Source organism: Pseudoalteromonas sp. SMS1 (assembly GCF_021530565.1).
Lineage (GTDB): Bacteria > Pseudomonadota > Gammaproteobacteria > Enterobacterales > Alteromonadaceae > Pseudoalteromonas.
In genome coordinates this window covers 392,939-418,811 of the sequence record NZ_JAKGBI010000003.1, presented here as the reverse complement: position 1 = coordinate 418,811, position 25,873 = coordinate 392,939, and the positions used below count along the sequence as shown (strand labels likewise).

Genomic DNA, 25,873 nt, shown 5'->3' with positions numbered 1-25,873 from the left:
TTTTATTAGGCTCCGACAATACCAAGCGGCTGTGCTGTTTGCCACTGACCTCGAGTAAAGTCAGGTATAGAGATAGATTCACTTCTGTTGGCAACGGATTGAGCTGAAAGTGGCGAAATCACCGACCAAGCAGCACCATCGTACACATCTTGATCGAGAGGCTCCCCATTTCTCAAACAATAAATCATGCGCCAAAACATCAAGAAGTCCATACCACCATGACCACCGTTTCGCTCTGCTTCTTTACCCATTTTGACCCATAAAGGATGGTCATATTTACCATACCAATAACTCATATCTTCATCCCAATCATGGAATGAACCTCTTCCACCGTTTTCCAACGCAATACGGTTAGGAAAACCAGCAAACACCCCATTGGTGCCTTGGATCAAGTTATGTCGAGAATAAGGCCTTGGGGTCGTTGTGTCATGCTGTACCATAATCGAACGTCCTTTTACGGTCTTAATCATTGTGGTATTCATGTCACCACAAATATAGTTCAACTGATTGCGCGCATGGTTGGCGTCGAATTCTCTTTGCGCATAAGCCGCCCTACCTAGCGCAGGAGAACTCATAGAAGTGAGATAATCAAAGCGATCACCACGATTGATATTCATATATTGGGACACTGGGCCAAGGCCATGCGTAGGATATAAATTGCCGTCACGTCTGGTGTGCCACTCAGTTCTCCATGAGCCCGTTTTATGCTCAATTTCCTTCATTTGCCATCTTAGTTCATGAATATATGCTGCTTCTCCATGTAAGAGTTCACCGAAAAGGCCTTGACGAACCATGTTTAGGACCATCAATTCGTCACGTCCATAATTGACGTTTTCCATCATCATACAATTTTTCTGGGTCCGCTCGGCAGTGTCCACAATCTGCCACATCTCTTCAACGGTCAATGCTAGAGGAACTTCTACAAATGCATGCTTGCCACTATTCATCGTGTCGATTGCCATCGGTGCATGCCATTTCCATGGTGTAGATATAATGACAATATCAATATCATGTCGCGCGAGCATATCTTGATACGCCAACTCATGGCTTCCATAAAGCGTAGGTTTAGTTTCTCCTTTGTCAATGAGGTATTGTGCAGAACGTTCCAAAACTTCGTTATGCGTGTCGCATAATGCGACAATCTCCGCCCCCTCAATATGGCTCATACGTTTAACATGCCCATAACCACGTTGGCCCACACCTATAAAAGCTACTTTTACGACATCCATTTTAGGTGCAATTAAGCCAATGACTGACTTTCCTGAGGAGATCTCGTGCGGTGCATGCTGGCTTCGTGTTTGAGCGCACCCAGATACCATGCTAGCAGCCGCTGCTGCACCTGCTGCTTTCAAAAAGTGTCGTCTATTTATATGAGTCATCTTTGTTCCTAGAGTAAGCCTATTTTTTACTGTTTGTTAGTTTTTGACTTAAAGTTCAAAACGTAGCTAGTCAATATACGACGCTATAAAACACGTATATCGCTGAAGTTTGTCACGCTAACTTATACAAGGTTTGTTGGCAAAGCAAAAGGATGCGATTAAACACATAAAAAAAGCGCGAATGCGCTTTTTTTATGTGTTTATGATTACGCTCAACTGCGCTTCTTTATTTACTATATCTTTATATAGGGCGAACTGGTTTCTCGCCCGCTCAAGGTTGTGTGTATCATGTTTAGTGGCAAAATAATTATCACCATCGATGTAATCTGTTAAAAAGCGAATACCTATCATCAGCGGCATCACCTTAGCACCTAAAATGAAACTTTGCTTTTCTGCGTCGGTTAGTTTGTCAGCCACAGCCGAGATATATCCATTCACGATTGCTTCAAAGATATCGATACGCACAATGACATTGCTCAAGTTAGTAGAGTCTTCCTGCTCTGGTGAACAAAAAGTACGTACCATGTCTCCAAAGTCATATAACCAATAGCCTGGCATGCACGTGTCAAGGTCAATCACAGCTTTTGCTTTGTGCGTCTCTGAATTAAAGAGCATGTTGTTAATTTTAGTATCATTGTGACAAACACGCAGAGGCAAAGTCGCCTCGACAGCAGTCACTTCTTGAGCAAGTGCAAATTGTGATTGGCAAAACTCAATTTCATCAACACATGATCCGCACCTTCCGTGAGGATCTTCCTCAATTAACTGTTTAAGCTTTTCAATTCTCATGCCTAAATTATGAAAATCAGGGATCACAGTATTAAGCTGTTTTGCATCAAAATCATTCAATGCATTGGCAAAACCACCAAATGCGCCAGCTGCAGTTTGCGCTTTTATCGCACAATCTACCACGTCTTCACTGTAACTTTTACCTATGAACTCAAGCGCTCTCCATACTTCGCCTTGGTATTCAATCAAAAAGTCTCCAGATATTGTAGCGATATGCTTTATTATCCCTAGACCATACAAGCCAGCCCGTGATTTTGAATCTAGATGTTGCTCAATTAAACGAGCATTATCGACTAAGTGCTGTGGCTGTGGAAATACAGTTGTATTCAACTTTTGCACAACCAATGCGCGATCTCCATCCGTCAATAGCATAGTCGTATTGATATGCCCACTTCCAATCGGCTTCATTGAGATTTCTTCACCTGACAGGCCATACTGCTCAGCCAAATGTTCAGCGATAGAACGATATTCCATACTAACCTTGTAAATGGGTGTAATAATTAAACTTGCGGCTAATTCATCCGTGACGTAGTTCATGTATTTTTCCTGCGACACTGTCTATTTCTTCTTTATATGTAACACCAAACCACCTGTCGCGTGCAGGGTACACACGCACATTGGCTTGCTCTAAATTAATCATATGCTGAATACAATCGGGTAGATAATACTCTTTTTTGACATCGCTGTCATGGCATTCTAAAAAGCACTCAAATTGCTTCTCCAAATGTGTAAACAACGCTTGGGTAATACCCCAACATGTCATGGATACGAGTACGCCTTCGTCGATCCGTTTTGATTGTGTACCATGTATCCCAACAAAACCATGTTCAGCGTGCTTAATGTCTGTAAACTCTTTGACTGAAGAAAGGTGGTTTTGAAACACCTCACAAATACCTCTGTTAACTCCACCCACCTCAGACATCGTCTGTTTTAAAGGATAGGCTACTATTGCCATTTTGCTAGTGTCATGATCTTTATTACAAAAATGTTCAACTAATTGAACATAAGCATGAGGTCCATAATAATCATCAGCAGTGATGACTACTGCATTACCTGACACAAAAGGTTTTGCACAAAGCAATGCATGTCCTGTGCCCCAAGGTTTCTGGCGCTGAGCAGCAAGTGAGGCAAAACGGCTCGGTACGTCATCGACTGATTGATTTGCCAAATCCACTTTTAAATCTGATGGCAATCTGGGTAATATTCTCGACTCAATGACTGGCCGTACGTTGTCATTGACAACTAAAACCACGTGCTTAATACCAGCACGATAGGCATCTATAATGCTGAGTTCCATGATTGTTTTACCTATTTTTGGCAATTCAGCAATTTGCTTTCCACCACCAAAACGTGTCCCTAAACCACCGGCTAAAATAACCAGTGTAGGTAATATTGCATTCGTCATTGTATATTCACTAGCAACTTCTTTAGAGCAAGGAGTCTACCTAGCTTTTGCACAAATTTAAAGTAATTGCAAAAATTGCATTGTTCCAAATACAATTTTTGCAATTCTATGTCTAACTACGCAGTAAAATTGCAATAGAACTTACTTTGCAATGCGCTGACAAAGATACTTAACTTCGAGGTATTCATGAAGCCCTTCCATACCCCCTTCTCTTCCAAGGCCCGATTCTTTCATTCCTCCAAATGGTGCTGCAGGATTAGAAATCGCACCTTCATTGAGGCCTATCATGGCAAAATCTAACTCCATAGAGACACGATGGAGCTGCGCAATATCCGTCGAATACATGTATGCAGCCAAGCCTGCTTCAACGTCATTTGCCATCGCAACTACCTGCTCCTCCTCGTCAAACTCGATCACACTCACTACAGGCGCAAACACCTCAGCGTTATAAATGACCATGTCGGACCGTACGTTCTCTAAAATAACCGGTGACATAAAGTTACCTTTCATCGCACTGCCTTGATATGCAATGACTGCCCCGTCGTTCACTGCCTCAGACACCCAACCCAAAGCCTTTTGTTTGGCATCTTCATTGATTAGCGGACCAAGATCTGCTGTGTGTGTACCATCAATTGTTAAACCTTGCACGCGCGCTTTTAGCATGTTCATAAATTGCGCTTTTATACTGCTGTGCAAAAATATGCGATTTGCAGCAATGCACGTTTGTCCTGCATTACGAAACTTAGCACTCATTAAGCCCTCAAGCGCAGCCTCTAAATCTGCACTACCGAAAACAATAAAGGGGGCATTGCCACCGAGCTCTAAGGAAGTACGCATGACTGATCTTGCAGTATGTTCTAACAATAATTTTCCAACCGCTGTCGAGCCAGTAAAAGTCAGCTTACGCACAGCCGGATGAGAGTGCAGTTGCGCTACAAGTGTATGAGGCTTTGAGGTGACAAGCACTTGGAAAGCTCCCTCCTCAAACCCAGCCTTCAACGCAAGTTTTGCAAGCTCAATGGCACTAAGTGGCGTCAGTTCAGACGGTTTTAAAATAAAGCTACACCCAGCAGCATAAGCTGGCGCCACTTTGCGTGTGATCATCGCCAAAGGGAAATTCCAAGGCGTAATGCCAACTACAACACCAACACCTTGTTGTACCGTTGTAATTTGATGATTCGGCGTGTGAGCTGGGATCACAGCGCCATAAGCACGCTCCGCTTCTTGTGCAAACCACTTAACGTACCCAGCAGCATAAACGACTTCAGCGAGTGATTCTTTTGTTGGTTTTCCTTGCTCTAAGGTGACCAGCTCTGCCAATCTCGCCTGATTGTCCATGATTAATTGATACCAGCGAAAAAGAATATCAGCTCGAGATTTCGCAGCGGTGCCTTTGAGCACATTAAAGCACTGCTCAGCATAATGTAGTGCTTGCTCTGTTGCTCGCTCATCCGCCTCTGTAACCACCGCAATTAAGGAATTATCTGCTGGGTTGAAAACCTCAACGGTGTCCGTCGAACTCAGTGCTCGCCCATTCATTATTGAGTGTGTGGTATACACTTCTTTAGACATATCGTGCTCCAAATAAAAAAGGCTGTAGTGGTTAACTACAGCCTTTTTTCAAAATAACTTCCGATTAGTGCTCTTCATTTACAATATTAAGATTGTACTTTGGAATTTCGACCACTAAGTCCTCATCGTTAATGATAGCTTGGCAACCCAAACGTGACTCAGGCTCTAACCCCCAAGCTTTATCTAGCATATCGTCTTCCAACTCATCACTCTCTTCTAATGAGTCGAAGCCCTCTCTGATCACAACGTGACACGTGGTACATGCACATGACTTTTCACATGCGTGAGGAATGCTAATGCCATTTTTTAACGCAACATCCAGTACTGTATCACCAGATTTCGCATCGATCGCTGCGCCCTCTGGGCATAGCTCTTCATGGGGTAAAAAGATAATTTGTGGCATTTTAAACCTCGTCTACTGACTGACCTTGCAGTGCCTGTTTAATTGATACATCCATGCGGCGCGACGCAAATTCACTACTTGCACCGTCAACCACTTCAATGGCTTGCTTTATTTCTTCAGGCTCAGATGCATTTAATCGCTTGTCTTCTAACATCGACATTGCCGCACGCAGGGCCTTTAATTCATCTTCGTTTAGTAAATGGGATTCAGTTTCAAGCGACGCTTCCAAAGCCTCCAGCACTCTCAACGCTTCGACTTGCTGCTCTTTCAACATCCGTGCTTGCATATCTTCTTTTGCAAAACTCATTGAATCTTTAAGCATTTGTGAAACTTGATCATCGCTTAAGCCAAAAGAGGGCTTCACTTGAATTTCAGCCTGAACACCCGTTGATTTCTCTGTCGCAGAAACACTTAATAAACCATCAGCATCGACTTTAAAAGTCACTCTGATATGTGCAGCTCCAGCCGCCATAGCGGGAATGCCCTTTAAGCTAAACTTGGCTAGAGAGCGGCAGTCATCGACCAACTCTCTCTCACCCTGTAGCACATGTAAAGACATCGCAGTTTGGCCATCTTTGAATGTGGTGAACTCTTGGGCTCTCGCGACGGGTATGGTGGTGTTGCGTGGAATGATTTTCTCAACCAACCCGCCCATCGTTTCCAAGCCCAAAGAAAGTGGTAATACATCCAATAGAAGCATATCGGAATCCGGCTTATTTCCAGCCAAAATATCAGCTTGAATGGCAGCACCAATCGCTACAACCCGATCCGGATCAATGGAGGTTAATGGCTGTTTGGCAAAAAACTCTCCTACAGCGTCTCTGATCACTGGCATGCGGGTTGAACCTCCAACCATCACTGCTTCAAGCACATCTTCTTTGCCAACTTCAGCATCCTTTAAGGCACGGCGGCATGCTCTCAAAGTCTGCTTCACTAACGGTGTAACAAGATCAGCAAATTGGCTTTGTGTTACTGTAACAATGTGCTCTTCGCCACGTAGAGGTAATTTAACATTGACCTTTTCGTAGCTGCTAAGTGCCTCTTTACATGCTTTTGCTTTTTGGATTAATAAACGCAATTCATGGGGCGTTAAATCACTTAAGTTTAACTCTGACTTAAAGTGTTCAACCAACAAAGCGTCGAAGTCATCGCCACCTAGGCTTGAATCACCGCCAGTTGCCAATACTTCAAATACACCTTGATTCAAACGCAAGATAGAGATATCGAACGTTCCCCCGCCTAAGTCATAAACGGCGATCACGCCTTCTTGACCTGAATCTAATCCATAAGCCACTGCGGCTGCTGTAGGTTCATTTAACAGACGCAGGACTTTCAATCCTGCGATTTCAGCTGCATCTTTGGTGCTTTGTCTTTGTGCATCGTCGAAATATGCAGGTACTGTGATAACACTACCAACAATTTCTTCACCACCAAAGCTTTCTGTCGCTCTTTGATAAAGAGATTTTAATATTTCCGCAGATGCTTGAATTGGGTTGATTGGACCAGCGATAGTGCTAATCGCCAACGCACCTTGGTGCTCTACAAACTCATAAGGCAATTGTTGATATCTGGCTTCAACTTCTGAAATCGATTTGCCTAAAAATCGCTTTACTGAGATGAGTGTATTAGTTGGATCTTCAACGGCTGCCAGCTGGGCATCTTTACCAACGGTGACTGACTCAGCGTGGTAACGCACCACTGAAGGCAACATTGCTTCACCATTAAGATCTGGCAGAGTTCTGGCTTCACCACTTTGCACAGTGGCAACCAACGAGTTTGTAGTGCCTAGGTCGATACCAATAGCGAGTTTATGTTCATGTGGTGCCGCGCTTTGCCCCGGCTCAGCAATTTGCAATAGTGCCATAGTATTCTTTTAACTTAAGTAGTGACGCTAAATTAATCGAGAAGAGTGTCTTCAATGCGAGACAACTCTTCACGTAGCTTATAAATAAACTTTAGCTTGCGAACATTATCCGCAGCAACTTCTAACACAGATATATCTTGCGCTAACAACTGCTCTGCGAGCTTTTCGCTATACTGTTTGTCTAACAGCTTTACTTGCGATTCAAACGCATCAATTTCAGTTTCGGGATCTGAGCTGTGCTGTATATCTTCGAGCGCTTCACGAAGTTCCATTTGATGCATTAAAAACGCCGGATCTTGTAAAGTTTGTTGCTCTGCACGTATATCCACGCCCTGCTCACTCAACATATACTCAGCCCTTTTGACTGGGTGTTTTAGCACTGCTAGCGCGTCATTTATTTCTGCTGTTTTTTGCACTGCGAGAAGCTTTTCTCGCTCACTCTTGCCAGCAAACTTGTCTGGGTGTACAGCTCTTTGCAACTCTAAATAACGTTGATTCAATAAGTTTAAATCAACGTTATAATCTGCTGGTAAGTTAAATAATTCAAAATATCGCATACGGACCTAATACAGCAAAGCCCTACCAAGGCAGGGCTTCAGCTCAAACTTAATTATCGTTGGCTAAACAGTAAAGCTTTCACCACACCCACATTCGTCTTTTTGGTTTGGGTTAACAAACTTAAACCCTTCATTTAGACCTTCTTTGGTGTAGTCCAATTCCGTGCCGTCGATATAAACCAAACTCTTTGCATCTACGATGATTTTAACGCCCATTTCTTCGAACACTTCATCACCTTCTGCAAGTTCATCAACGAACTCGAGAACATATGCAAGACCTGAGCAACCCGTAGTTTTAATGCCTACACGCAATCCAATGCCTTTTCCTCGATTTTTCAGGAACGTCTGTACACGATTTGCCGCTGCTTCAGTTAATGTCACTGCCATAATCTATCTCTTACTTCGCCTGTTTGCTTTTGTAATCTGCAATCGCAGCTTGGATAGCATCTTCAGCTAGGATTGAACAGTGGATCTTTACAGGTGGCAACTCAAGCTCAGCTGTAATATCTGTATTTTTAATTTCAGCTGCTTGGTCTAATGTTTTACCTTTCACCCACTCCGTTACCAATGAAGATGAAGCAATTGCACTACCACAGCCATAAGTTTTAAACTTCGCGTCTTCAATAACACCTTCATCTGAAACTTTAATCTGCAGCTTCATTACGTCACCACACGCTGGCGCACCAACCATGCCAGTTGCTACATTCGGGTCGTTTTTGTCTAACGTACCTACGTTACGTGGGTTTTCCACGTGGTCAATTACTTTATCACTATATGCCATAACTCTTTCCTCACTAACCGCTTATATACCTGCTACAGTGTCAATATAAGCTGACTTGCTTAATGGTGTGCCCACTCAACTGAATCTAAATCGATGCCATCTTTAAACATTTCCCAAAGAGGAGACATTTCTCTTAAACGGCCGATGGAGTCTTTGATTAGCTTAATGGTGTAGTCAATTTCTTCTTCAGTCGTAAAACGTCCAATGCTGAAACGAATTGAGCTATGTGCCAATTCATCATTGCGACCAAGTGCACGCAATACGTATGAAGGTTCGAGGCTCGCAGAAGTACATGCAGAACCTGAAGATACAGCAATATCTTTAACAGCCATCAGGAGTGATTCACCTTCAACGTAGTTAAAGCTGATGTTCACGATACCTGGTACAGATTGGTCTACAGTGCCGTTAAAGTACACTTCTTCCATATCCATAATGCCGTCAATTAGGCGCTGACGTAATGCGCTAATATGCGCATAATCTTTATCAAAGTCTTGTTTTGCAATACGGAAAGCAGAGCCCATGCCTACAATTTGATGTGTTGCCAACGTGCCTGAACGCATACCACGCTCATGACCACCACCATGCATTTGTGCTTCTAGACGTGCACGTGGCTTACGGCGAACATAAAGTGCGCCGATGCCCTTTGGACCATACGCCTTGTGGCCAGAGAAAGACATGAAGTCTACTTTTAATTGTTTCATATCAATCGCGACTTTACCGGCACTTTGGGCACCATCTACGTGAAACATAATTTTGCGCTCACGGCACATTTCACCAATAGTCGTGATATCTTGAATCACACCTAGCTCATTATTTACATGCATAACACTCACTAAAATGGTGTCTTCACGCATTTCTTGCTCAAGCTTTTTCAAGTCTAGTAGGCCGTTTTCTTCAACGTCCATATAAGTGACTTCAAACCCTTGGCGCTCCAGCTCACGGCAGGTGTCGATAACGGCTTTGTGCTCTGTCTTAACAGTGATGATGTGCTTACCTTTCTTTTGGTAGAAATTAGCAGCACCTTTAATAGCAAGGTTGTTAGATTCAGTTGCACCAGATGTAAATACAATTTCTCGAGGATCAGCATTAATTAAATCAGCGATATCGTTACGCGCTTGGTCAATTAATTCTTCGGCCTGCCAACCAAAACGGTGTGAACGGGACGCAGGATTACCAAAATTACCATCCATTGTCAGGCATTGCATCATTTCGTCAGCAACACGCTGATCAACCGGCGTGGTTGCAGCATAATCTAAATATATCGGTAATTTCATTTCTTTCTCCGCTTGACGCCAAAATTAAAGTTGGCAACTCACTTGAATGTTATCTAATTGCTTCATCGCATCGCTAACGCTTCTATCCTGACGTGATGCAACAGATTGCACATCAGAGTTGGCGACTAGCTCGGCAAGGGAAATACTGTTCAAGAACTCTTCTATTCGCACACTTAAATCTGACCATAAAGTGTGAGTCAAACAACGCATGCCACTTTGACAACCGCCACCTTCGCCATGACAACGAGTAGCGTCTACGGATTCATCAACGGCATTGATGACATCGCCAACTGATATTGTGTGTGCATCGCGCCCTAACAAATAACCACCGCCGGGACCTCGAACAGAACTCACAAGCCCATGTTTGCGTAATCGTGCGAATAATTGTTCTAGATATGATAGAGATATTTCTTGTCGTTCAGAAATATCAGCCAGAGGCACAGGACCGATGTTGGCGTGCAAAGCAACATCAAGCATTGCTGTTACTGCATATCTGCCTTTTGAAGTCAGTTTCATACGCGCCTCTAGGTAAAATTTATCAAAGTCGCAAATTGTAATTACCTGACTAAGATAGTCAAGTATTTACGACATCTATTGCTTATTAAATAAGTTACTACTTACTAAGTTAGCTAATGAGTAATACCTGACTAATTTAATCAGGTATTACGGACATTGTAATTACCCGAGTAATTTAGTCAAGTATTACTGAGTTGAAACTAATTAATCTTTGGCATTTTGTTTGGTGGATTTGTTCACAGAGCTCAAGATGCCACGCAGAATGTTTAACTCTTGATCTTCGGGTCTTGCGCGATTGAAAAGGCGTTTAAGCTTGGTCATGACCATGCCTGGGTGCTGTTTTACAATAAAGCCCGTCTCGCTGAGTGTCGACTCAAGGTGCTCATAAAACAATTCCATTTGCTCTGAAGTTGGATACTTTGTGTCGTCTTCTTCTGGTTGCACGTCCTGTGTATCCAAAAATGTCATACGTGTTTCGTAGGTCAACGTCTGAACGGCCATCGCTAAGTTCAATGAACTATAATCAGGATTCGCTGGGATACAAACGTGGTAATTGCAAAGCTGTAGCTCTTCATTTGTTAACCCACTATTTTCTCTACCGAATACCAACGCAACAGGGCCTGATACAGATTCAGCAACCAGTTTTTGTGCACACTCTCTAGGGTTGACCATTGGCCAAGATAACGTACGTGAGCGCGCGCTTGTTCCGATCACTAAGCTACAATCAGCAATAGCATCTTCTAACTTTTCAACTGTCACTGCATTACCGAGTACATCTGTCGCACCTGCAGCTAAAGCGCTCGCATGACTGTCGACCTCACACGCAGGGTCAACTAAATAAAGCTGTGAAAAGCCCATGGTCTTCATTGCGCGTGCAACTGAGCCAATATTTCCAGAATGTGAAGTATTCACAAGTACAATTCTAATATCTTGTAATGCCATGCTCGTTAATATCTCAAACAAAAATAATGACGTAGTTTAACATAGGCGCATATCCCGATACCATCACCATGACTGTATAAAAAAACAACAAACATTTTCAGTGAAAGTTATTTACTTTATCCAAAAAGTCGCTAGAATACGCCGGCTCAAAAAATTTAGTTCTTTTACAATTCAAAGGTAATGCTATGCATCCAATGTTAAACATTGCGGTACGCGCTGCGCGTAACGCGGGTAAAGTGATCTTACGTGCATGTGAAGATTTGTCTCAGGTTGAAGCGACCCAAAAGGGTACTAATGACTTTGTTACGAGTGTTGACACAGAAGCTGAACGTGTGATCCGTGACACTATTTTAAAATCTTACCCAGACCACGCAATCGTTGGAGAAGAGCTAGGTCATACAGATGGCAAAGACAATGATTACCTTTGGGTTATTGATCCACTTGATGGCACGACCAATTTCATCAAGGGCATCCCTCACTTCGCTATTTCTATCGCACTTAAAGTAAAAGGCCGTGTTGAACAGGCTGTTATTTATGACCCAGTGCGTAGCGAACTATTTACCGCTTCACGTGGTCAAGGTGCACAACTTAACAACAAACGTATCCGCGTAACTAAGAGCAACGAACTTGCTGGTAGCGTGCTTGCGACAGGTTTCCCTTTCAAACAAAAGCACCACTTAGATGCCTACACTGAAGCATTCAAAGCATTATTCATTCATACCGCGGATATCCGTCGTGCTGGTTCTGCAGCTTTAGACATGGCATATGTTGCAGCTGGTCGTATCGATGGCTTCTACGAGATTGGTTTAAAACCTTGGGACACAGCGGCTGGCGAACTGCTTGTAAAGGAAGCAGGTGGTATGTTGATGGACTTCGCTGGCGGTGCCAATTACAACAACAGCGGTAATATTGTGTGTGGAGCGCCAAAGCTTTGTCAGGCCATTGTAAAAGAAATTCGTCCAGTATTGACTGAGTCACTGCTAAAGTAAGTTAGATAGCGGCTTTTGAACTAAAAAACCCAGACACAGTCTGGGTTTTTTATTGGTAGTAACAAGTTACTTGATTTCAACACGCTGTGAACGCATGACTACTTCATCATTCAATTCAATACCAATGCCCGGCTCTTCAGATACTGTGAATATGCCGTTTTTTGGTTGAGGATCTTGTAGGCACAATTCTCTGTTCCACTTTTTAATAGCATACGTGTGATGTTCATGGATCAAAAAGTTCGGAATAGCCGTTTCTAAATGCAATGATGCAGCCGTTGCTACAGGTCCACCACACACATGGGCTTGTATTCTGATATCAAAGATATCTGCGTAGTCACATACCTTTTTAGTTTCAGTGAAACCACCACATAACCCAATATCCGGTTGTAAGACATCGATACTTTGGTCTTCAAAATACGGACGCACATCCCAACGATTGTATAAACGCTCACCACCGGCAATTGGCACCGCCGTTTTGTTTGCCACTTTAGCGTGCAGCGAGTGGTTAAGATAATTAACAGGCTCTTCGTAGTACATGCAGTCGAACTCTTCTGCAATGTCTGCAAGTTGAATCGCAGAAGTTGCGCCGGGTAGACTGTGACATTCAAAGATAATGTCCACTTCATCCCCCACGGCTTCTCGAATCGCCTTCATACGCGCACGATATAACTTCATTTCTGCTCGAGAAATGATTTTTGTGCGGTCGTAGTAAGTGTTGCCCGCTTTGTCATACATAATCGGATCCACTTTTACCGCATCATACCCTTCGGCTAACGCTTTGTGGGCTGCTTCAGCATATTCATGAGGCTGCACCAACGCTTTAAACTCGCTGTCCCAATCAAACTGTAGTTGAGAAGCATAAGTGCGTAATTCTGGGTTTACTTTCCCGCCTAGTAATTGGTAAACCGGCAGGTTAAGCGCTTTACCCTTGATGTCCCAAAGCGCGGTATCAATGGCACTCATCGCCGCATATACCACAGGTCCACCACCAAGTCCCCAGAAGCTCTCACGTAGCATACGAGACCATAATAACTCAGTTTGGAATGGATCATGGCCAATTAGAAATGCTTCTGCCATTTCTTTTATCATACTCGCAGCAGCGCTGTGACCTAAATCGTAAGCAAGTCCTGCTTCACCCACGCCTGAAATACCTTCATCGGTATGAATACGCACAAATACGGGGGTCCAAGCAGGTCTATCTGGACAATGAATATCAAATACTTCGACGCGATTTACTTTCATTTTTACTCCTATTGAGCAAAGCCAGGATCTAAGCGGTGTGCTTTTCTGAGCATTGCAGGCCAAGCCAATTGACCACCAGTACTGCCACTGTGTACAACCTTAGCTTGATTATAAATATTGTCTTGAATCGGTTGCGGAACCGGTATTGCAGGCTGACCTGTTGCCAAAATAGCAACTTGGATCTCACACGCTCTTTGCAAATCATAAAAGCGCATAAATGCATCTCCGACCGTCGGTCCGACCGTTAATCCACCATGGTTTACCAACAGCATATGATTGGTGTCACCCAAATCAGCTTGTAACCTTGCTTTTTCTGCTTCATTTACTGCCAACCCTTCATAGCTATGATAAGACAGAGAAGGTAGAGAAAACATACTATGCTGACTCAAAGGTTGTAACCCCCCTTCAAGGCTCGCCACTGCGATCGTTTCCTTTGTATGTAAATGAATAACACAATGCGCATCTTCGCGAACTTCATGAATTGCACTGTGAATAGTAAAACCAGCCGGGTTTATCTCAAACGGGGTATCGTCCAGAATATTGCCTTGCAAATCTACTTTAACTAAGTTTGATGCCGTTACCTCATCAAAGCTCAACCCAAATGCATTCACTAGATAATGTTCAGTACCTGGCAGCCTTGCAGACATATGCGTGTAAATTAAGTCACCCCAACGAAAATGCTCAACCAAGCGATAGCATGCCGCTAAATCTACTCGCAGCTGCCATTCTTCTTCGCTTACTTTACCTTTTAAGCTTAATTCAGGTAGTTCAAACATTGTGGCTCCTTCAATCCGCCATGGTGATTTTAGATGTATAGAAGTCTAAATCACATAAAAAAATAGTTCAATACACAGAGTCACCTCTGGGTAATTTAATTAGTAACTAAAAAGCCACCTTAAACGGTGGCTTTGTCTTTCTAAGTGGGCACACTATTTTACCGTTGCAAGGTAAGTAGCTATCGCCTCAAGCTCAGCGTCAGAAACATTTGCAACCATCGCTTTCATCGCTGCGGACATACCATTACTGCGCTTACCGGACTTAATGTCCTTCATTTGTGCCAACGCATATTCTTTACTCTGACCATTTATTTTCGGATACAAAGGCATTATTGGTGCTTTTCCTTCAGCGCCATGGCATGTTTGGCAAAGCTTTGCAGTGTACAGAGCTTTACCATCGGCAGCCGAAGCCGTGCCTGAAAGTAAAGAGACAGTTGCGATGCCGGACGCGATTACGAGTTGCTTTAATTTAGTCATATCGTTTCTCTTATTTGACGGTTATTTATCCAGTGTAGTCGACCTAAAGCTGGTCTACACAATTACTTACCTTTATTTAAAAGCGAACCTAGCCAATAAAAGAAACAAGCTGATTAAATTACCAAGTCAAATCATCCGGGACTTCGTACCCTGCATACGGGTCATCTTCATCCACGTCACTATTACTGTCTTCAACATGGAACACAATGTATTTTTCATCTACTTCAGCAATTTTTCTCGCAGGTTCATCCTCTAAAACATAAAACTGTCCTTCCAGCACACAAATAGCTAGGCGACCTTTGGACAATGCTTGTTGGGTTTGTTCGTTTACATCCAGCTCTTTTATCTTGCTGTCATAAGTGAAGTTAAATGTTCTATCACCCTTTATTTCTTCTTGGTTATGATGCTCTAAAATCTGTCTTACCCGTGCAACTTGCTCACGCTCTTTTAAATCATCTTGCTTCGCTTTATTTATCGCTTCCGCTTTTTGTTGCTGAGCAAGCTTGGTTTGCTCAATATGCTTTTGCAGATCAGTTTGGTCGCTCGTAGCGCCCTTCTTCTTTTTCTTCTTCTGCTTGCGCTTTTCCGTTTTAGCGACTTTCATTTTGTGCTCGGTCGTCAAGCCTGCTTTTAAAAGCTGATCCTGTAGAGAACCCATCGTGCCACTCCATCAATCTAAACTTGCTGCTATTTTAATACCAAACTCAGTAAATCTAAATAGTTTCGTCATGTCTAACGCAAGTTTAAACACAGGGTGATGCACGCAATGTTCTATTTATCGTGTGACAAAGCAAAATCTATCAAACTGAGTAAAAAAAATTATGATGCACAACAAGTTTTTATTACATTAATGAGGTTTTCTTGCGTCAAAAGTAGATAATTAGCTTGGTTATTTATCAATAGAATAAAAATGTCGATATTTCATCTAATGCTCTGTTCAGTGGTCATATTTTTTGTGTTGTACGCACCTCAGCCGCTGCTTGCACAATTTGCTCAGCAATATGCAACCACACCTGCTAAAACAGGGCTGTTAATGTCCGTGACCATGCTGCCGTTGGCGATTGCACCACTTTGCTATGGGCTAGTGCTGGCCACCTACTCAAAACTCAAACTGCTCAAAGTAGCCATGATATTATTGTCACTTTGCTGTGCACTTATCCCCCTTCAACAACATTTTGAGCTCTTCTTATTGTTACGGTTTATTGAGGGCCTCATCCTTCCTGCCGCATTAACTGCAATGACCAGCTATATCGGTCAAAATTGGCAAGGACAGTGCCTAAGAAAAAATATGACTTGGTATGTAGGCAGCACAATTATCGGGGGGTTTTTCGGTCGAGTACTGGCTGCAAACTTTGCAACATGGTGGAACTGGGAAAGTTTCTATTGGTTTAACGCTTTACTTTTACTTTTATTTGCACTGCGTATTCAGCTTCCTAACAATCACCACACTGCACCTCCACGGATCTCTTCACCTCATGAATATCTGAAGCCGCTTAAACATATGCCTTTGCTGCGCCTTTATTGCGCCGTATTTTGTATGTTCTTCTGTTTCTCTGCGCTGCTGAACTATTTACCTTTCATATTAAGTAATGAGTACAATTTAACAGATCCAACACTCATCGGCTGGGTTTACAGTGGTTATCTAATCGGTGCTTTAATCTCAATGTGCGCTCCCTATTTAACGAAACTGCACAAAAATAACTGGCAAGTTCTCACAATCGTATTTGCAATATATTGCACCGTAATCGGTGCCATGCAACTTCAAGACTTGAGCCTGTTTGTAGTGCTTTTTACACTATTTTGTGCCTGTATGTTCATCATACACGCAAGCGCAGCACCATTAGCAAACGAAATTAGTACCGCACATGCAAGTATTACTAATGGCGCGTATGTGTCTTTTTACTATAGTGGAGGCGCACTTGGTTCATTCTTACCGGGGTTAATTTATCAAACACGAGGCCTTGAAATGTTCTTATTCAGTTTGCTGCTGGTTTGTTTACTAGGGACTTACCTTACGTGGCTAAACTATCGTGTAGGCAAGGAAACCCAACACGGTTGATGGCCGGTTTGAGACCAGAGCTTTTGCAAATCCTTGAGTGTCAGTACCCAAGTTTTGTCATTTTCAAAGGGGTGACATTGCCATAATGACGCGTCTTTAAGCACCTCATCTAGCCACAATTCAACTTGCTGCGATTCATCATTACAAATTGCAAGCGCAGAAACACACCCTGGCCTGACTTTTAAATACTTTGCGAGCCGCTCCGTAGAGCAAAAACCAAGCCGTGATACAGCTTGTTGCTTGGAAAGCATTTTTAAATCTAATTGCTTCTCAGCCAACGTAATAACAAGAAAGTGGCGCTTTCCATAGTTGTCTCTCAAAAAAAGGTTCTTAAGTGCCACCCCCTCTCGTTGTAACCCAATGCTTTTGGCTACATCGCAATTTGCCAAGGGTGGGTGCTCATAACTTAAATATGAGATCCCCAGCGCCTGTAAAACTGGTGCGATATCAATCGCACTTGGAAATATCATAAACAGTGCCCACGCAATTGCACACTGCGCTGGCGCCAATATACATTGTCGATGTTATAACCCGTTTGGCAATAAGATTCTTTATTCAAAGCGTCTTCTAAAAGCTCTACCGCCGTTTCTTCTAATGCCAGTTTCAGTTCAGGCGATTCTTCGACGCGCTTAAACTGTGCAAATTGTTTTAATTCTTTTTTGGAAACCGGTTTGTTTTTAGCAAGCTCCATTCTGGGTGTTGCCTTAACAGTAACAATGAATGCGAACTCAGATTCGCCTTTGTCATTTTTTCTTTTGTGTAAGGTTTTCTTTTCAATTTCAAATGCCGGGTCAGGCACAGAACTGCAAGCAACTAAACTCACAGATAAAAGCATTAGTAATGCGCGCTTCATAATGTAACCAACAATCAATTTTCTTCAGTGTATCAAAGCGTAAACCGCTTGTAAGGAAATTTTTTAGCAAAAAAACTTGACGTGGCATCAAAAAATATTTAAATTGCGCCTCGTCCAAAAGACATGTTGGGGCTATAGCTCAGCTGGGAGAGCGCCTGCCTTGCACGCAGGAGGTCAGCAGTTCGATCCTGCTTAGCTCCACCAACTTCTTTTGCGATATTCCCAAGTAAAGTGGGGCTATAGCTCAGCTGGGAGAGCGCCTGCCTTGCACGCAGGAGGTCAGCAGTTCGATCCTGCTTAGCTCCACCACTTCTACTTTTAAGTTCGTATTTGCCCTTCACCTTCAACCAAATATTTTTCAGTTGTTAATGATTCAAGCCCCATAGGCCCATATGCATGTAGTTTTGTCGTTGCAATGCCGATCTCCGCACCTAAGCCAAGTTGTCCGCCATCGCTAAATCTAGAAGACGCGTTCGCCATGACGACGGATGCATCTACACACTGCTGAAATAGTGCTGCTGTATCTGCATTTTTAGTACATATTACTTCTGTATGATGACTACCAAACCGATCGATATGCGCCAGTGCACCGGTAAAGTCGTCTACGACACGCACAGCAATTTCCAAACGCAAGTACTCTTCACCAAATTCATTTTCAGACAGCACATTGGCAGTATCAAAATAATGTGCGGCCCGATGGCAAGCATTGATATTAACTTGCGCTTGCATGAGCGCTTTATTAACGTGTGGCAAAAATATTTCTGCAATATCTTGATGGACAACCAAACATTCCAATGCGTTGCACACCCCTGTTCGCTGCGTTTTACCATTGAGTAACAGTTGCATGGCGATATCTAAGTCGGCTTCGCTATCTACATAAAGGTGGCACACGCCCTTAAAGTGTTGGATCACTGGGATTGCACTGTTTTTTGTAACAAACTCGATTAACCCCTCGCCGCCGCGTGGAATGATCAAGTCAATATCATCCTTCTGCTGCATCAGCTCCAAAAGCAATGCGCGATCTGGATCTGGCACCACAGTAATGAGCGCTTCAGGTAAGCCAAACTGATTCAAGACTTGATGCATGACTTTGGCGATCGCTAGAGCACTGTTAAGTGCCTCCTTTCCACCACGCAGAATAACCCCGTTACCCGATTTAAAACACAGTGCCCCAGCATCCGCAGTTACATTTGGACGGGCCTCGTAAATCATGCAAACCACCCCCAATGGAACACGCATTTTTTTCACCATAATGCCGCTAGGCTGTCGTCCAAGCGTTCTCGTGCTACCAACAGGATCCGGCAACTCTGCTATTTTCTCTACACCCCCCGCCATTTCATCAATGCGCTGTGCGGTCAATGTCAACCTATCTACCATCGCCGCACCCAGCTGATTTTGCTTTGCAGCATCAAGGTCTAGCTGATTTGCCTGTAAAATAACCTCAGACTGCGCTCTTAAAGCTGAAGCCAATTCCACAAGTACAGTATTTTTTTGCTCTGTGCTCAAAATTGCGAGCTGCTTTGCAGCTTTAGATGCATTTTTGGCAAGCTCCTCGATTAAACTCATTTTTTCCTCTCATTCCCAAATTGCTGATCTCAAGCAGTGATGTTCTAATCACCGCCTCTGATAATAAGCAAGAACCTTCGTGTGGGTAAAGTGAATATTGCTCTTTTATTGCCCCATTTTTTATTTCGACGAATGCCTTTTATCTCGTGAAATTTATCTATTTTTTAAGCGTTTATTCTCTTTTTTGACTTATTTACTATGATATAACGAGGCTACCACTATACTAATATTCAATACGCTAACTAAGCTGGAGAGTTTATGTCAGCTATTTTTATCGCGGCCATTGCCGTGTGCTCTGTGATTGCTCAATGGCTCGCTTGGGTTGTGCGGGTACCTGCTATTTTGTTTTTATTACTAACGGGCTTGATGCTAGGCCCGGTAACTGGGGTATTGGACCCAGATAAGTTACTGGGTGATTTACTCTTCCCAGTCGTTTCTTTGTCTGTTGCTATTATATTGTTTGAAGGGTCGCTAACACTGCACTTCAGAGAGCTAAAAGGTATCGGAAAAGTTGTCCGAAATTTATGCTCTGTTGGTATGCTCACGACCTTTGTCATTATTACGGCCTGTGCAATTTATATTTTGGAGCTAGATTGGCGCGTCGCTGCCGTGTTGGGGGCTGTGCTCGTTGTCACAGGCCCGACGGTCATAGCCCCCATGCTCAACGCTATGCGCCCAACCAAAGACATTGATCGTATTTTACGGTGGGAAGGGATTGTCATCGATCCCATTGGCGCCTTGTTCGCCGTGTTGGTATTTGAGGCTGTTAGCTTAGTCGACAAAGACGGCGTATTCAGTCACACACTCACTGCATTATTATCCACGCTTGGGGTTGGTTTGAGTGTAGGTCTCGTTTCGGGGTGGTTTACCAGTTATATCATACGTAAGGAATGGCTTCCTTTTGAATTACATAAGTTTGGCATTCTCGCACTAGTTTTAATGAGCTTTACTTTATCCAATCATCTAAGCCATGAGTCTGGATTGCTCGCAGTTACGGTATTTGGTATTTGGCTCGCAAATCAAGATGACTTAGAAATTGATGCCGTTCTTGAATTCAAAGAAGACCTGTCGATGATTTTGATTTCAAGCCTATTTATTCTGCTTGCTGCGCGACTCAAGGTTGAAGAGTTATTAATGCTGGACAGCGGTATATTTTGGTTTTTAGCAGTCGTTTTATTTGTTGCAAGGCCACTTAGCATTGCTGTGTCGACATTTAATAGCGACATACCGTTAAAATCCCGGCTAATGCTGGCGTGGATAGCCCCGCGCGGTATCGTTGCAGCTGCGGTCGGTTCCGTGTTTGCATTAAGTATGGCGCAATCGGGTACCCCCGATGCGCAAAAAATAGTTCCCCTGATATTCACGGTCATCATCGTGACAGTCATTCTTCAAAGCCTAACAGCGACACCTTTAGCAAGATTGCTCGGTGTCCGTCAACCCTGCCCGAGTACGCTGCTGATTATTGGTGCCAATCATGTCGCACGTGCCATTGCATGTGGCCTCAAAGAACAAAATATAGATGTGTACTTGTCAGACCCCGCATGGGAAAACTGCAAAATGGCGAGAATGGACGGGCTCCCCTGTTATTATGGTAACCCCCAATCAGAGCATGCAGAACGTTATTTACCGCTGACAAGTTTGCGCTCCGTGCTAGCATTATCCCCCAATAGGCACCACAATGCTTTGGGTGTGCAGTACTTTTCTCACTTACTGGATGAGGATAGTGTGTATTCACTTAAATCTTCCACCAATCATGCGAAAGCCAATAAAGATAGCGCCACCTTTTTGTCTCGCCAAATTCTCTTCGGTGAAACGGGTAACTACGCAAAGCTAAGTAGCTTAATGGCAAAGGGTGGTAAAGTTAGTGCAACTAAGCTGTCGGAAGAGTTTAATTGGGCGCAATATTTGGAGATAAATAAAGAGGCGATTCCTTTGTTTATTATCTCCGAACAGAAAAAAGACGAACCACTGTCAATCAGACCTTTTACATCGGAAGATAAAAAGCAGCCTGAACAAGGCGACAAAATATTGGCATTACAACCACCGAAAATGTCTATTTTAAAAGATCCCGCCACGAAGGAGACATCCATTGGTGAAAAGCTGAGTAGCTAGCCTTAATTCGGTAATCTGGCTCGTTTGATCACACTGGCGGGCATTTTCTCCGCCAGTGACGACAAAGACATTTCAATTTTTTTGTGCACGTCCTTATCAGCCACAACCGCGTGAAATAGCCATCGATAGGCATCTTCATAATCTCGGGGACTGCCAAAACCTTTATTAAACAAGTCAACAAGGCGAAGTTGAGCATTTAAATTGCCAAGTGCCGCAGCTTCTCTGAGGTAAACAATTGCCATTTTCTTGTCTGCTTGAACAAGTTGGCCAACATCATAATAGCGCCCAAGTTGTTCTAATGCTGCGGCTAGACCTTGCTGTGCAGCTTGGCGCATATAATACAAGCCCAACTCCACATCTTGTTCAACACACACCGCATAAGCTAGCATGTCACCATACAGAAACTGGTAAGACGGAAGCCCCATTATTTCTGCTCGAGCTTCAATATCTTGTACTAGCTGGCAGTCATCATCTTTTACACGTTCAAGGTGAGCGTTCTTGTTTATGAGCGTGATCAACTCATCCTGTGTGTAAAGTGGCACAGCTTCAATTTGTTCGTTCGCCACGACACCCATTGAGCAAGCCGCGCCAACGATAATTAAGATACTTCGTAGTTTTGTCATCATCATACTTTGGCAAACACTATTGAACCTGTAATTAAGATACAAAAATTGTACCAAGTTAATGTAGCCTACAAAATATAGCCTATTCATTATTGAGGGCATAAAAAAAGCTGCCGAAGCAGCTTTTTATTAATTATTCGCCGAATGGGTTGCGAACAATCATCGTTTCTACGCGGTCAGGGCCAGTTGAAATAATATCGATTGGCACACCGGTAATTTCTTCTAAGCGTTTGATGTAGTTAATTGCAGCTTCTGGTAATTGTTCAACAGAAGTTGCACCAAACGTATTTTCGCTCCAGCCTGGCATTTCTTCATATACAGGCGTTACTTTTTCGTAACCTTCAGCAGCGAGCGGTGTTACGTTTGTCACTGTACCATCTTCTAACTGATACCCAGTACAGATCTTGATAGTTTCAATACCATCTAGCACGTCTAATTTAGTTAGACAGAAACCTGTGATGCTATTGATTTGTACTGCACGACGCATTGCTACAGCATCGAACCAACCTGTACGGCGTAAACGACCTGTCGTTGCACCAAACTCATGGCCTTTCTCGCCAAGGTGTTTACCTACTGGATCTTGTTTGTCTAGACCGTCATATAGTTCTGTTGGGAATGGACCTGAACCCACGCGCGTCGTATACGCTTTTACAATACCAAGTACGTAATCAAGGTTTAATGGGCCAAAACCAGCACCTGTTGCTACACCACCTGCCGTTGTGTTCGAAGATGTAACATACGGGTATGTACCATGGTCGATATCAAGCAGTGTACCTTGTGCACCTTCGAAAAGAATGTTGTCACCCTTTTCGCGAGTCTGGTCAAGCAACTCAGTAACATCAACAACCATTGACTTAAGGATCTCTGCAATTTCCATCGCATCATCGTACGTCTTCTGGAAATCAACAGGTTCAACTTTGTAATAGTGCTCAAGAGAGAAGTTGTGGTACTCAATAACTTCTTTAAGCTTTGCAGCGAATTGCTCTGGGTTGAATAAGTCGCCAACACGAAGGCCACGGCGCGCAACTTTATCTTCGTAGGCTGGACCGATACCACGACCAGTTGTACCGATTGCTTTATTGCCACGCGCAAGTTCGCGCGCTTGGTCTAGCGCAACATGGTAAGGAAGAATTAGAGGACATGCTTCACTGATAAGAAGACGATCACGTACAGGTACGCCGCGCTCTTCAAGCATTTTAACTTCTCTCATTAACGCATCAGGTGCTAATACTACGCCGTTACCAATCACACACTTTACGTTATCACGTAAAATACCTGATGGAATTAGGTGTAATACTGTTTTCTCACCATTAATTACCAAAGTATGGCCTGCGTTGTGTCCGCCTTGATAGCGTACAACTAAAGAAGCCTTATCCGTTAGTAGGTCTACAACCTTACCTTTACCTTCGTCACCCCATTGGGTGCCTAATACAACGACGTTTTTACCCATTGCAATATCACTTAGAAAAAATTAGGCGCAGATTTTACCAGAAAAGCGAGGTGAAAATCACCCTGTTTCGGATGATTTTTCTTCAGTCAATTTGATATCTCACAAAAGCGGTTGAATTAAATACAAAAAAGCCCATCAAATGATGGGCTTTTAAAGCAATAATCTGTTGCAAATTCAGTTACGGAACTTGCTTTTGCTTCATATAGTCAAAGAACTCACTGTCTGGTGAAAGCACCATCACATCACTCTTGCTCGTGAAGGTCTTTTTATACGCATCTAATGAACGAATAAAACCAAAGAACTCAGGATCTTTGTTATACGCTAAAGCGAAGATCTTCGCAGCTTCTGCATCACCTTCACCTCGAACTGTTCTCGCATTTCGCTCTGCATCTGCCAGCATAACCGTCACACGACGGTCAACTTCTGCGCGAATAGTTTCTGCCTTTTCTTGACCTTCTGAGCGGTGCTCTTTCGCCACAGCAGTCCGTTCAGCACGCATACGATCGAAAATCGAGTTACTTACTTCGTTGGGTAGGTTGATTTGCTTAACACGTACGTCCAACACTTCAATACCCAGCTCTTGCGCGCTTTCTGAAGCTTGTGCCAACGCTTCTAACATCAGCTCGCTACGTTCACCTGACACAATTTCTTTGATGGTTCTCGAACCAAAGTTTGTTCTCAAGCCGTTATTCACTTTTTGCTGAAGCAGTGTTTCAGCATACTGCTTGTTACCACGAGCACGAAGGTAGAATTTCGAAAAGTCACTAACACGCCACTTGACAAATGAGTCAACGATAAGGTCTTTTTTCTCACTTGTTACGAAACGGTCTGGTGCACCGTCTAGCGTCTGTATACGCGCGTCAAGGTGACGAACTTGGCTGAAAAATGGTACCTTAAAATGCAAACCTGGCTCATAAACAACAGCGTCGTCCTGGCTGTCTTTTTGCACTTTACTGAATAACATAACAATTGCTCTTTGACCTTCGGTTACCACAAATACCGAAGAAAAAGCCAGTAGGCCACCTAGTATCAATAAGACAAAGCTAAAGTTTCTCATCAATATTATCTCCCACTGTTAAAACGATCTTGCGAAAACCGGTCATTACCACTGTTCACGGTACTATTTCGTGACTGGCCTAACGACTGACGCAATTGATTAATGTCATTTCTGCTTGGCAGAGTAACTGTTGAAGACGACTGAGATTGCTGCATGATCTTATCTAGTGGTAAATACATCATGTTATTGCCACCTTTGACATCAACAATGACCTTAGAGCTACGACCTAAGATCTCTTCCATTGTCTCAATATACAGACGCTCACGTGTCACTTCTTTTGCAGCTGCATACTCTGGTAATAGCTTTTCGAATCTAGCAACTTCACCCTGTGCCTCTAACATGACGCGTTCTTTGTACGCTTCAGCTTCTTGTGTCATACGCGTAACTTGACCACGTGCACGAGGTTCTATTTCTCTTGCATATGCTTCTGCTTCACGAATGAAACGCTCTTCATCTTCTTGCGCAGCGATTGCATCATCAAACGCATCTTTTACTTCCGCAGGCGGTCTAGAATCTTTAAAGTTCACGTCAGTGACGATCAAACCGAGATTATAAGGCTCAATGATTTTACTCAGCTCATCCCAAGTACGTCGACGTACTTGCTCACGGCCCGTAGTCAGTACTTGGTCCATACGTGAATGACCAACAACATAACGCAGTGCACTATCTAAAGCCTGCTGTAAGCTGTGATCAGCATCGGTTACGCTGAAACGGTACAAAGTAGGGTCTACAACACGATACTGTACTTCAAACTCGACACTTACCACGTTTTCGTCTTCTGTCAGCATAAAACCAGAGGCAGATAACGAACGAACGGCCTCAATATCAATCGGAATAACACGCTCAACGAATGTCATTTTCCAACGTAAACCTGGCTCAGCAATTCGGTCAAACTTACCAAACTGAAGCACAATACCACGCTCGGCTTCTTTTACAGTGTAAATACCGCTTAATGCCCATACGATAAGTGCGATGATGAAAATAAAGGTAGCACCCGCACCGCCAAGCCCGCCTTTGTTATTACCTGGTTTACCACCAAATAAACCGCCAAACTTATTGTTGAACTTACGGAATACCTCGTCCAGATCAGGTGGCCCTTGATCTCGACCGCCGCGATTTTTCCACGGGTCGTTATCATTGCCATTATTACCCGGTTCGTTCCAGGCCATAGCTATACTCCATTGTTA

General features: G+C 43.4%; 26 protein-coding genes and 2 tRNA genes. 5 read left to right on the top strand and 23 right to left on the bottom strand.

The window, feature by feature from the left end; genetic code table 11:
* Positions 1 to 5: 5 nt before the first annotated feature.
* From L1286_RS05595 to trmJ, 12 genes are all read right to left on the bottom strand, one after another.
* On the bottom strand, positions 6 to 1,379 hold the full coding sequence (locus tag L1286_RS05595; RefSeq protein ID WP_235405908.1) for a Gfo/Idh/MocA family protein: 1,374 nt from the start codon (positions 1,377 to 1,379) through the stop codon (positions 6 to 8).
* 192 nt (positions 1,380 to 1,571) lie between these two features.
* Positions 1,572 to 2,642 (bottom strand): phosphotransferase enzyme family protein, encoded by a 1,071-nt coding sequence (locus L1286_RS05590; RefSeq protein WP_235405937.1) that lies wholly within the window; start codon positions 2,640 to 2,642, stop codon positions 1,572 to 1,574.
* A gap of 43 nt (positions 2,643 to 2,685) precedes the next feature.
* Positions 2,686 to 3,573 carry a sugar phosphate nucleotidyltransferase gene (locus L1286_RS05585; RefSeq protein WP_235405907.1) on the bottom strand — a complete coding sequence of 296 codons (888 nt, stop codon included), beginning with the start codon at positions 3,571 to 3,573 and terminating at the stop codon, positions 2,686 to 2,688.
* Between the two features lie 141 nt (positions 3,574 to 3,714).
* Positions 3,715 to 5,145 carry an NAD-dependent succinate-semialdehyde dehydrogenase gene (locus tag L1286_RS05580; protein ID WP_235405906.1) on the bottom strand — a complete coding sequence of 477 codons (1,431 nt, stop codon included), beginning with the start codon at positions 5,143 to 5,145 and terminating at the stop codon, positions 3,715 to 3,717.
* Positions 5,146 to 5,209: 64 nt separating this feature from the next.
* Positions 5,210 to 5,548 carry an ISC system 2Fe-2S type ferredoxin gene (fdx, locus tag L1286_RS05575; protein WP_063358841.1) on the bottom strand — a complete coding sequence of 113 codons (339 nt, stop codon included), beginning with the start codon at positions 5,546 to 5,548 and terminating at the stop codon, positions 5,210 to 5,212.
* Between the two features lies 1 nt (position 5,549).
* Positions 5,550 to 7,412, bottom strand: a complete 1,863-nt coding sequence (gene hscA, locus L1286_RS05570) for a Fe-S protein assembly chaperone HscA (protein WP_235405905.1) — start codon at positions 7,410 to 7,412, stop codon at positions 5,550 to 5,552.
* A 32-nt stretch (positions 7,413 to 7,444) separates the two neighbouring features.
* A complete protein-coding gene (gene hscB, locus L1286_RS05565) occupies positions 7,445 to 7,969 on the bottom strand; it encodes a co-chaperone HscB (protein WP_235405904.1) in 525 nt (174 codons plus the stop codon).
* 63 nt (positions 7,970 to 8,032) lie between these two features.
* Complete coding sequence (gene iscA, locus L1286_RS05560; protein WP_235405903.1) at positions 8,033 to 8,356, bottom strand: iron-sulfur cluster assembly protein IscA; 324 nt, start codon at positions 8,354 to 8,356, stop codon at positions 8,033 to 8,035.
* 10 nt (positions 8,357 to 8,366) lie between these two features.
* Entirely contained in the window at positions 8,367 to 8,750 is a 384-nt protein-coding gene (iscU, locus tag L1286_RS05555) for a Fe-S cluster assembly scaffold IscU (protein ID WP_063358837.1), read from the bottom strand.
* A gap of 59 nt (positions 8,751 to 8,809) precedes the next feature.
* Positions 8,810 to 10,024, bottom strand: coding sequence for an IscS subfamily cysteine desulfurase (locus L1286_RS05550; protein WP_235405902.1), 1,215 nt, complete (start codon positions 10,022 to 10,024; stop codon positions 8,810 to 8,812).
* Positions 10,025 to 10,048: 24 nt separating this feature from the next.
* Entirely contained in the window at positions 10,049 to 10,540 is a 492-nt protein-coding gene (iscR, locus tag L1286_RS05545; protein ID WP_063374549.1) for a Fe-S cluster assembly transcriptional regulator IscR, read from the bottom strand.
* Between the two features lie 204 nt (positions 10,541 to 10,744).
* The gene (gene trmJ / locus L1286_RS05540) at positions 10,745 to 11,482 is read right to left on the bottom strand and encodes a tRNA (cytosine(32)/uridine(32)-2'-O)-methyltransferase TrmJ (RefSeq protein WP_235405901.1); all 738 of its coding nucleotides are present in this window, start codon (positions 11,480 to 11,482) and stop codon (positions 10,745 to 10,747) included.
* A 185-nt stretch (positions 11,483 to 11,667) separates the two neighbouring features.
* On the opposite strand from trmJ, the gene suhB reads away from it, so the two are divergent.
* Entirely contained in the window at positions 11,668 to 12,471 is an 804-nt protein-coding gene (suhB, locus tag L1286_RS05535; protein WP_235405900.1) for an inositol-1-monophosphatase, read from the top strand.
* A 66-nt stretch (positions 12,472 to 12,537) separates the two neighbouring features.
* On the opposite strand, the gene L1286_RS05530 is transcribed toward suhB, so the two are convergent.
* The 4 genes from L1286_RS05530 to L1286_RS05515 form a co-directional block, all read right to left on the bottom strand.
* Positions 12,538 to 13,713 (bottom strand): mandelate racemase/muconate lactonizing enzyme family protein, encoded by a 1,176-nt coding sequence (locus L1286_RS05530; RefSeq protein WP_235405899.1) that lies wholly within the window; start codon positions 13,711 to 13,713, stop codon positions 12,538 to 12,540.
* A gap of 8 nt (positions 13,714 to 13,721) precedes the next feature.
* On the bottom strand, positions 13,722 to 14,489 hold the full coding sequence (locus tag L1286_RS05525) for a class II aldolase/adducin family protein (protein ID WP_235405898.1): 768 nt from the start codon (positions 14,487 to 14,489) through the stop codon (positions 13,722 to 13,724).
* Positions 14,490 to 14,642: 153 nt separating this feature from the next.
* Positions 14,643 to 14,966, bottom strand: a complete 324-nt coding sequence (locus tag L1286_RS05520) for a c-type cytochrome (RefSeq protein WP_235405897.1) — start codon at positions 14,964 to 14,966, stop codon at positions 14,643 to 14,645.
* A 118-nt stretch (positions 14,967 to 15,084) separates the two neighbouring features.
* Positions 15,085 to 15,624, bottom strand: a complete 540-nt coding sequence (locus L1286_RS05515) for a DUF2058 domain-containing protein (RefSeq protein WP_235405896.1) — start codon at positions 15,622 to 15,624, stop codon at positions 15,085 to 15,087.
* 252 nt (positions 15,625 to 15,876) lie between these two features.
* Here L1286_RS05515 and L1286_RS05510 point away from each other — a divergent pair, with 252 nt between their 5' ends.
* The gene (locus tag L1286_RS05510) at positions 15,877 to 17,025 is read left to right on the top strand and encodes an MFS transporter (protein ID WP_235405895.1); all 1,149 of its coding nucleotides are present in this window, start codon (positions 15,877 to 15,879) and stop codon (positions 17,023 to 17,025) included.
* Here L1286_RS05510 and L1286_RS05505 read toward each other — a convergent pair.
* Both L1286_RS05505 and L1286_RS05500 read right to left on the bottom strand, forming a co-directional pair.
* A complete protein-coding gene (locus L1286_RS05505) occupies positions 16,992 to 17,495 on the bottom strand; it encodes a prolyl-tRNA synthetase associated domain-containing protein (protein WP_235405894.1) in 504 nt (167 codons plus the stop codon). The two genes, L1286_RS05510 and L1286_RS05505, sit on opposite strands and share 34 nt — an antisense overlap.
* Positions 17,492 to 17,878 carry a hypothetical protein gene (locus tag L1286_RS05500; protein ID WP_235405893.1) on the bottom strand — a complete coding sequence of 129 codons (387 nt, stop codon included), beginning with the start codon at positions 17,876 to 17,878 and terminating at the stop codon, positions 17,492 to 17,494. Before L1286_RS05500 ends, L1286_RS05505 begins: the two co-directional genes overlap by 4 nt.
* Positions 17,879 to 18,006: 128 nt before the next feature.
* Between L1286_RS05500 and L1286_RS05495 the strand changes: the two genes are divergently transcribed.
* Together L1286_RS05495 and L1286_RS05490 are read left to right on the top strand one after the other, a co-directional pair.
* Positions 18,007 to 18,082 (top strand) — tRNA-Ala (locus L1286_RS05495).
* A gap of 29 nt (positions 18,083 to 18,111) precedes the next feature.
* Positions 18,112 to 18,187: transfer RNA gene (locus L1286_RS05490), tRNA-Ala, on the top strand.
* Positions 18,188 to 18,196: 9 nt separating this feature from the next.
* Here L1286_RS05490 and L1286_RS05485 read toward each other — a convergent pair.
* Positions 18,197 to 19,444: a glutamate-5-semialdehyde dehydrogenase gene (locus tag L1286_RS05485; protein WP_235405892.1), complete on the bottom strand. Its 1,248-nt coding sequence runs from the start codon at positions 19,442 to 19,444 to the stop codon at positions 18,197 to 18,199.
* 258 nt (positions 19,445 to 19,702) lie between these two features.
* Between L1286_RS05485 and L1286_RS05480 the strand changes: the two genes are divergently transcribed.
* Entirely contained in the window at positions 19,703 to 21,556 is a 1,854-nt protein-coding gene (locus tag L1286_RS05480; protein ID WP_235405891.1) for a cation:proton antiporter, read from the top strand.
* Positions 21,557 to 21,558: 2 nt separating this feature from the next.
* Here the strand turns inward: L1286_RS05480 and L1286_RS05475 are convergent, their stop codons facing one another.
* From L1286_RS05475 to hflK, 4 genes are all read right to left on the bottom strand, one after another.
* Positions 21,559 to 22,131: a tetratricopeptide repeat protein gene (locus L1286_RS05475; RefSeq protein WP_235405936.1), complete on the bottom strand. Its 573-nt coding sequence runs from the start codon at positions 22,129 to 22,131 to the stop codon at positions 21,559 to 21,561.
* Positions 22,132 to 22,312: 181 nt separating this feature from the next.
* Positions 22,313 to 23,629 (bottom strand): adenylosuccinate synthase, encoded by a 1,317-nt coding sequence (locus L1286_RS05470; RefSeq protein ID WP_046357992.1) that lies wholly within the window; start codon positions 23,627 to 23,629, stop codon positions 22,313 to 22,315.
* Positions 23,630 to 23,807: 178 nt separating this feature from the next.
* Complete coding sequence (gene hflC / locus L1286_RS05465; RefSeq protein ID WP_235405890.1) at positions 23,808 to 24,686, bottom strand: protease modulator HflC; 879 nt, start codon at positions 24,684 to 24,686, stop codon at positions 23,808 to 23,810.
* A gap of 5 nt (positions 24,687 to 24,691) precedes the next feature.
* Positions 24,692 to 25,855, bottom strand: coding sequence for an FtsH protease activity modulator HflK (hflK, locus tag L1286_RS05460; RefSeq protein WP_235405889.1), 1,164 nt, complete (start codon positions 25,853 to 25,855; stop codon positions 24,692 to 24,694).
* Between the last annotated feature and the right edge of the window lie 18 nt (positions 25,856 to 25,873).

Coding starts and splice junctions, on each gene's coding strand:
- L1286_RS05595 (WP_235405908.1), bottom strand. CDS start 1,379: ATGACTCATATAAATAGACGACACTTTTTGAAAGCAGCAGGTGCAGCA.
- L1286_RS05590 (WP_235405937.1), bottom strand. CDS start 2,642: ATGGAATATCGTTCTATCGCTGAACATTTGGCTGAGCAGTATGGCCTG.
- L1286_RS05585 (WP_235405907.1), bottom strand. CDS start 3,573: ATGACGAATGCAATATTACCTACACTGGTTATTTTAGCCGGTGGTTTA.
- L1286_RS05580 (WP_235405906.1), bottom strand. CDS start 5,145: ATGTCTAAAGAAGTGTATACCACACACTCAATAATGAATGGGCGAGCA.
- fdx (WP_063358841.1), bottom strand. CDS start 5,548: ATGCCACAAATTATCTTTTTACCCCATGAAGAGCTATGCCCAGAGGGC.
- hscA (WP_235405905.1), bottom strand. CDS start 7,412: ATGGCACTATTGCAAATTGCTGAGCCGGGGCAAAGCGCGGCACCACAT.
- hscB (WP_235405904.1), bottom strand. CDS start 7,969: ATGCGATATTTTGAATTATTTAACTTACCAGCAGATTATAACGTTGAT.
- iscA (WP_235405903.1), bottom strand. CDS start 8,356: ATGGCAGTGACATTAACTGAAGCAGCGGCAAATCGTGTACAGACGTTC.
- iscU (WP_063358837.1), bottom strand. CDS start 8,750: ATGGCATATAGTGATAAAGTAATTGACCACGTGGAAAACCCACGTAAC.
- L1286_RS05550 (WP_235405902.1), bottom strand. CDS start 10,024: ATGAAATTACCGATATATTTAGATTATGCTGCAACCACGCCGGTTGAT.
- iscR (WP_063374549.1), bottom strand. CDS start 10,540: ATGAAACTGACTTCAAAAGGCAGATATGCAGTAACAGCAATGCTTGAT.
- trmJ (WP_235405901.1), bottom strand. CDS start 11,482: ATGGCATTACAAGATATTAGAATTGTACTTGTGAATACTTCACATTCT.
- suhB (WP_235405900.1), top strand. CDS start 11,668: ATGCATCCAATGTTAAACATTGCGGTACGCGCTGCGCGTAACGCGGGT.
- L1286_RS05530 (WP_235405899.1), bottom strand. CDS start 13,713: ATGAAAGTAAATCGCGTCGAAGTATTTGATATTCATTGTCCAGATAGA.
- L1286_RS05525 (WP_235405898.1), bottom strand. CDS start 14,489: ATGTTTGAACTACCTGAATTAAGCTTAAAAGGTAAAGTAAGCGAAGAA.
- L1286_RS05520 (WP_235405897.1), bottom strand. CDS start 14,966: ATGACTAAATTAAAGCAACTCGTAATCGCGTCCGGCATCGCAACTGTC.
- L1286_RS05515 (WP_235405896.1), bottom strand. CDS start 15,624: ATGGGTTCTCTACAGGATCAGCTTTTAAAAGCAGGCTTGACGACCGAG.
- L1286_RS05510 (WP_235405895.1), top strand. CDS start 15,877: ATGTCGATATTTCATCTAATGCTCTGTTCAGTGGTCATATTTTTTGTG.
- L1286_RS05505 (WP_235405894.1), bottom strand. CDS start 17,495: ATGATATTTCCAAGTGCGATTGATATCGCACCAGTTTTACAGGCGCTG.
- L1286_RS05500 (WP_235405893.1), bottom strand. CDS start 17,878: ATGAAGCGCGCATTACTAATGCTTTTATCTGTGAGTTTAGTTGCTTGC.
- L1286_RS05485 (WP_235405892.1), bottom strand. CDS start 19,444: ATGAGTTTAATCGAGGAGCTTGCCAAAAATGCATCTAAAGCTGCAAAG.
- L1286_RS05480 (WP_235405891.1), top strand. CDS start 19,703: ATGTCAGCTATTTTTATCGCGGCCATTGCCGTGTGCTCTGTGATTGCT.
- L1286_RS05475 (WP_235405936.1), bottom strand. CDS start 22,131: ATGGGTGTCGTGGCGAACGAACAAATTGAAGCTGTGCCACTTTACACA.
- L1286_RS05470 (WP_046357992.1), bottom strand. CDS start 23,629: ATGGGTAAAAACGTCGTTGTATTAGGCACCCAATGGGGTGACGAAGGT.
- hflC (WP_235405890.1), bottom strand. CDS start 24,686: ATGAGAAACTTTAGCTTTGTCTTATTGATACTAGGTGGCCTACTGGCT.
- hflK (WP_235405889.1), bottom strand. CDS start 25,855: ATGGCCTGGAACGAACCGGGTAATAATGGCAATGATAACGACCCGTGG.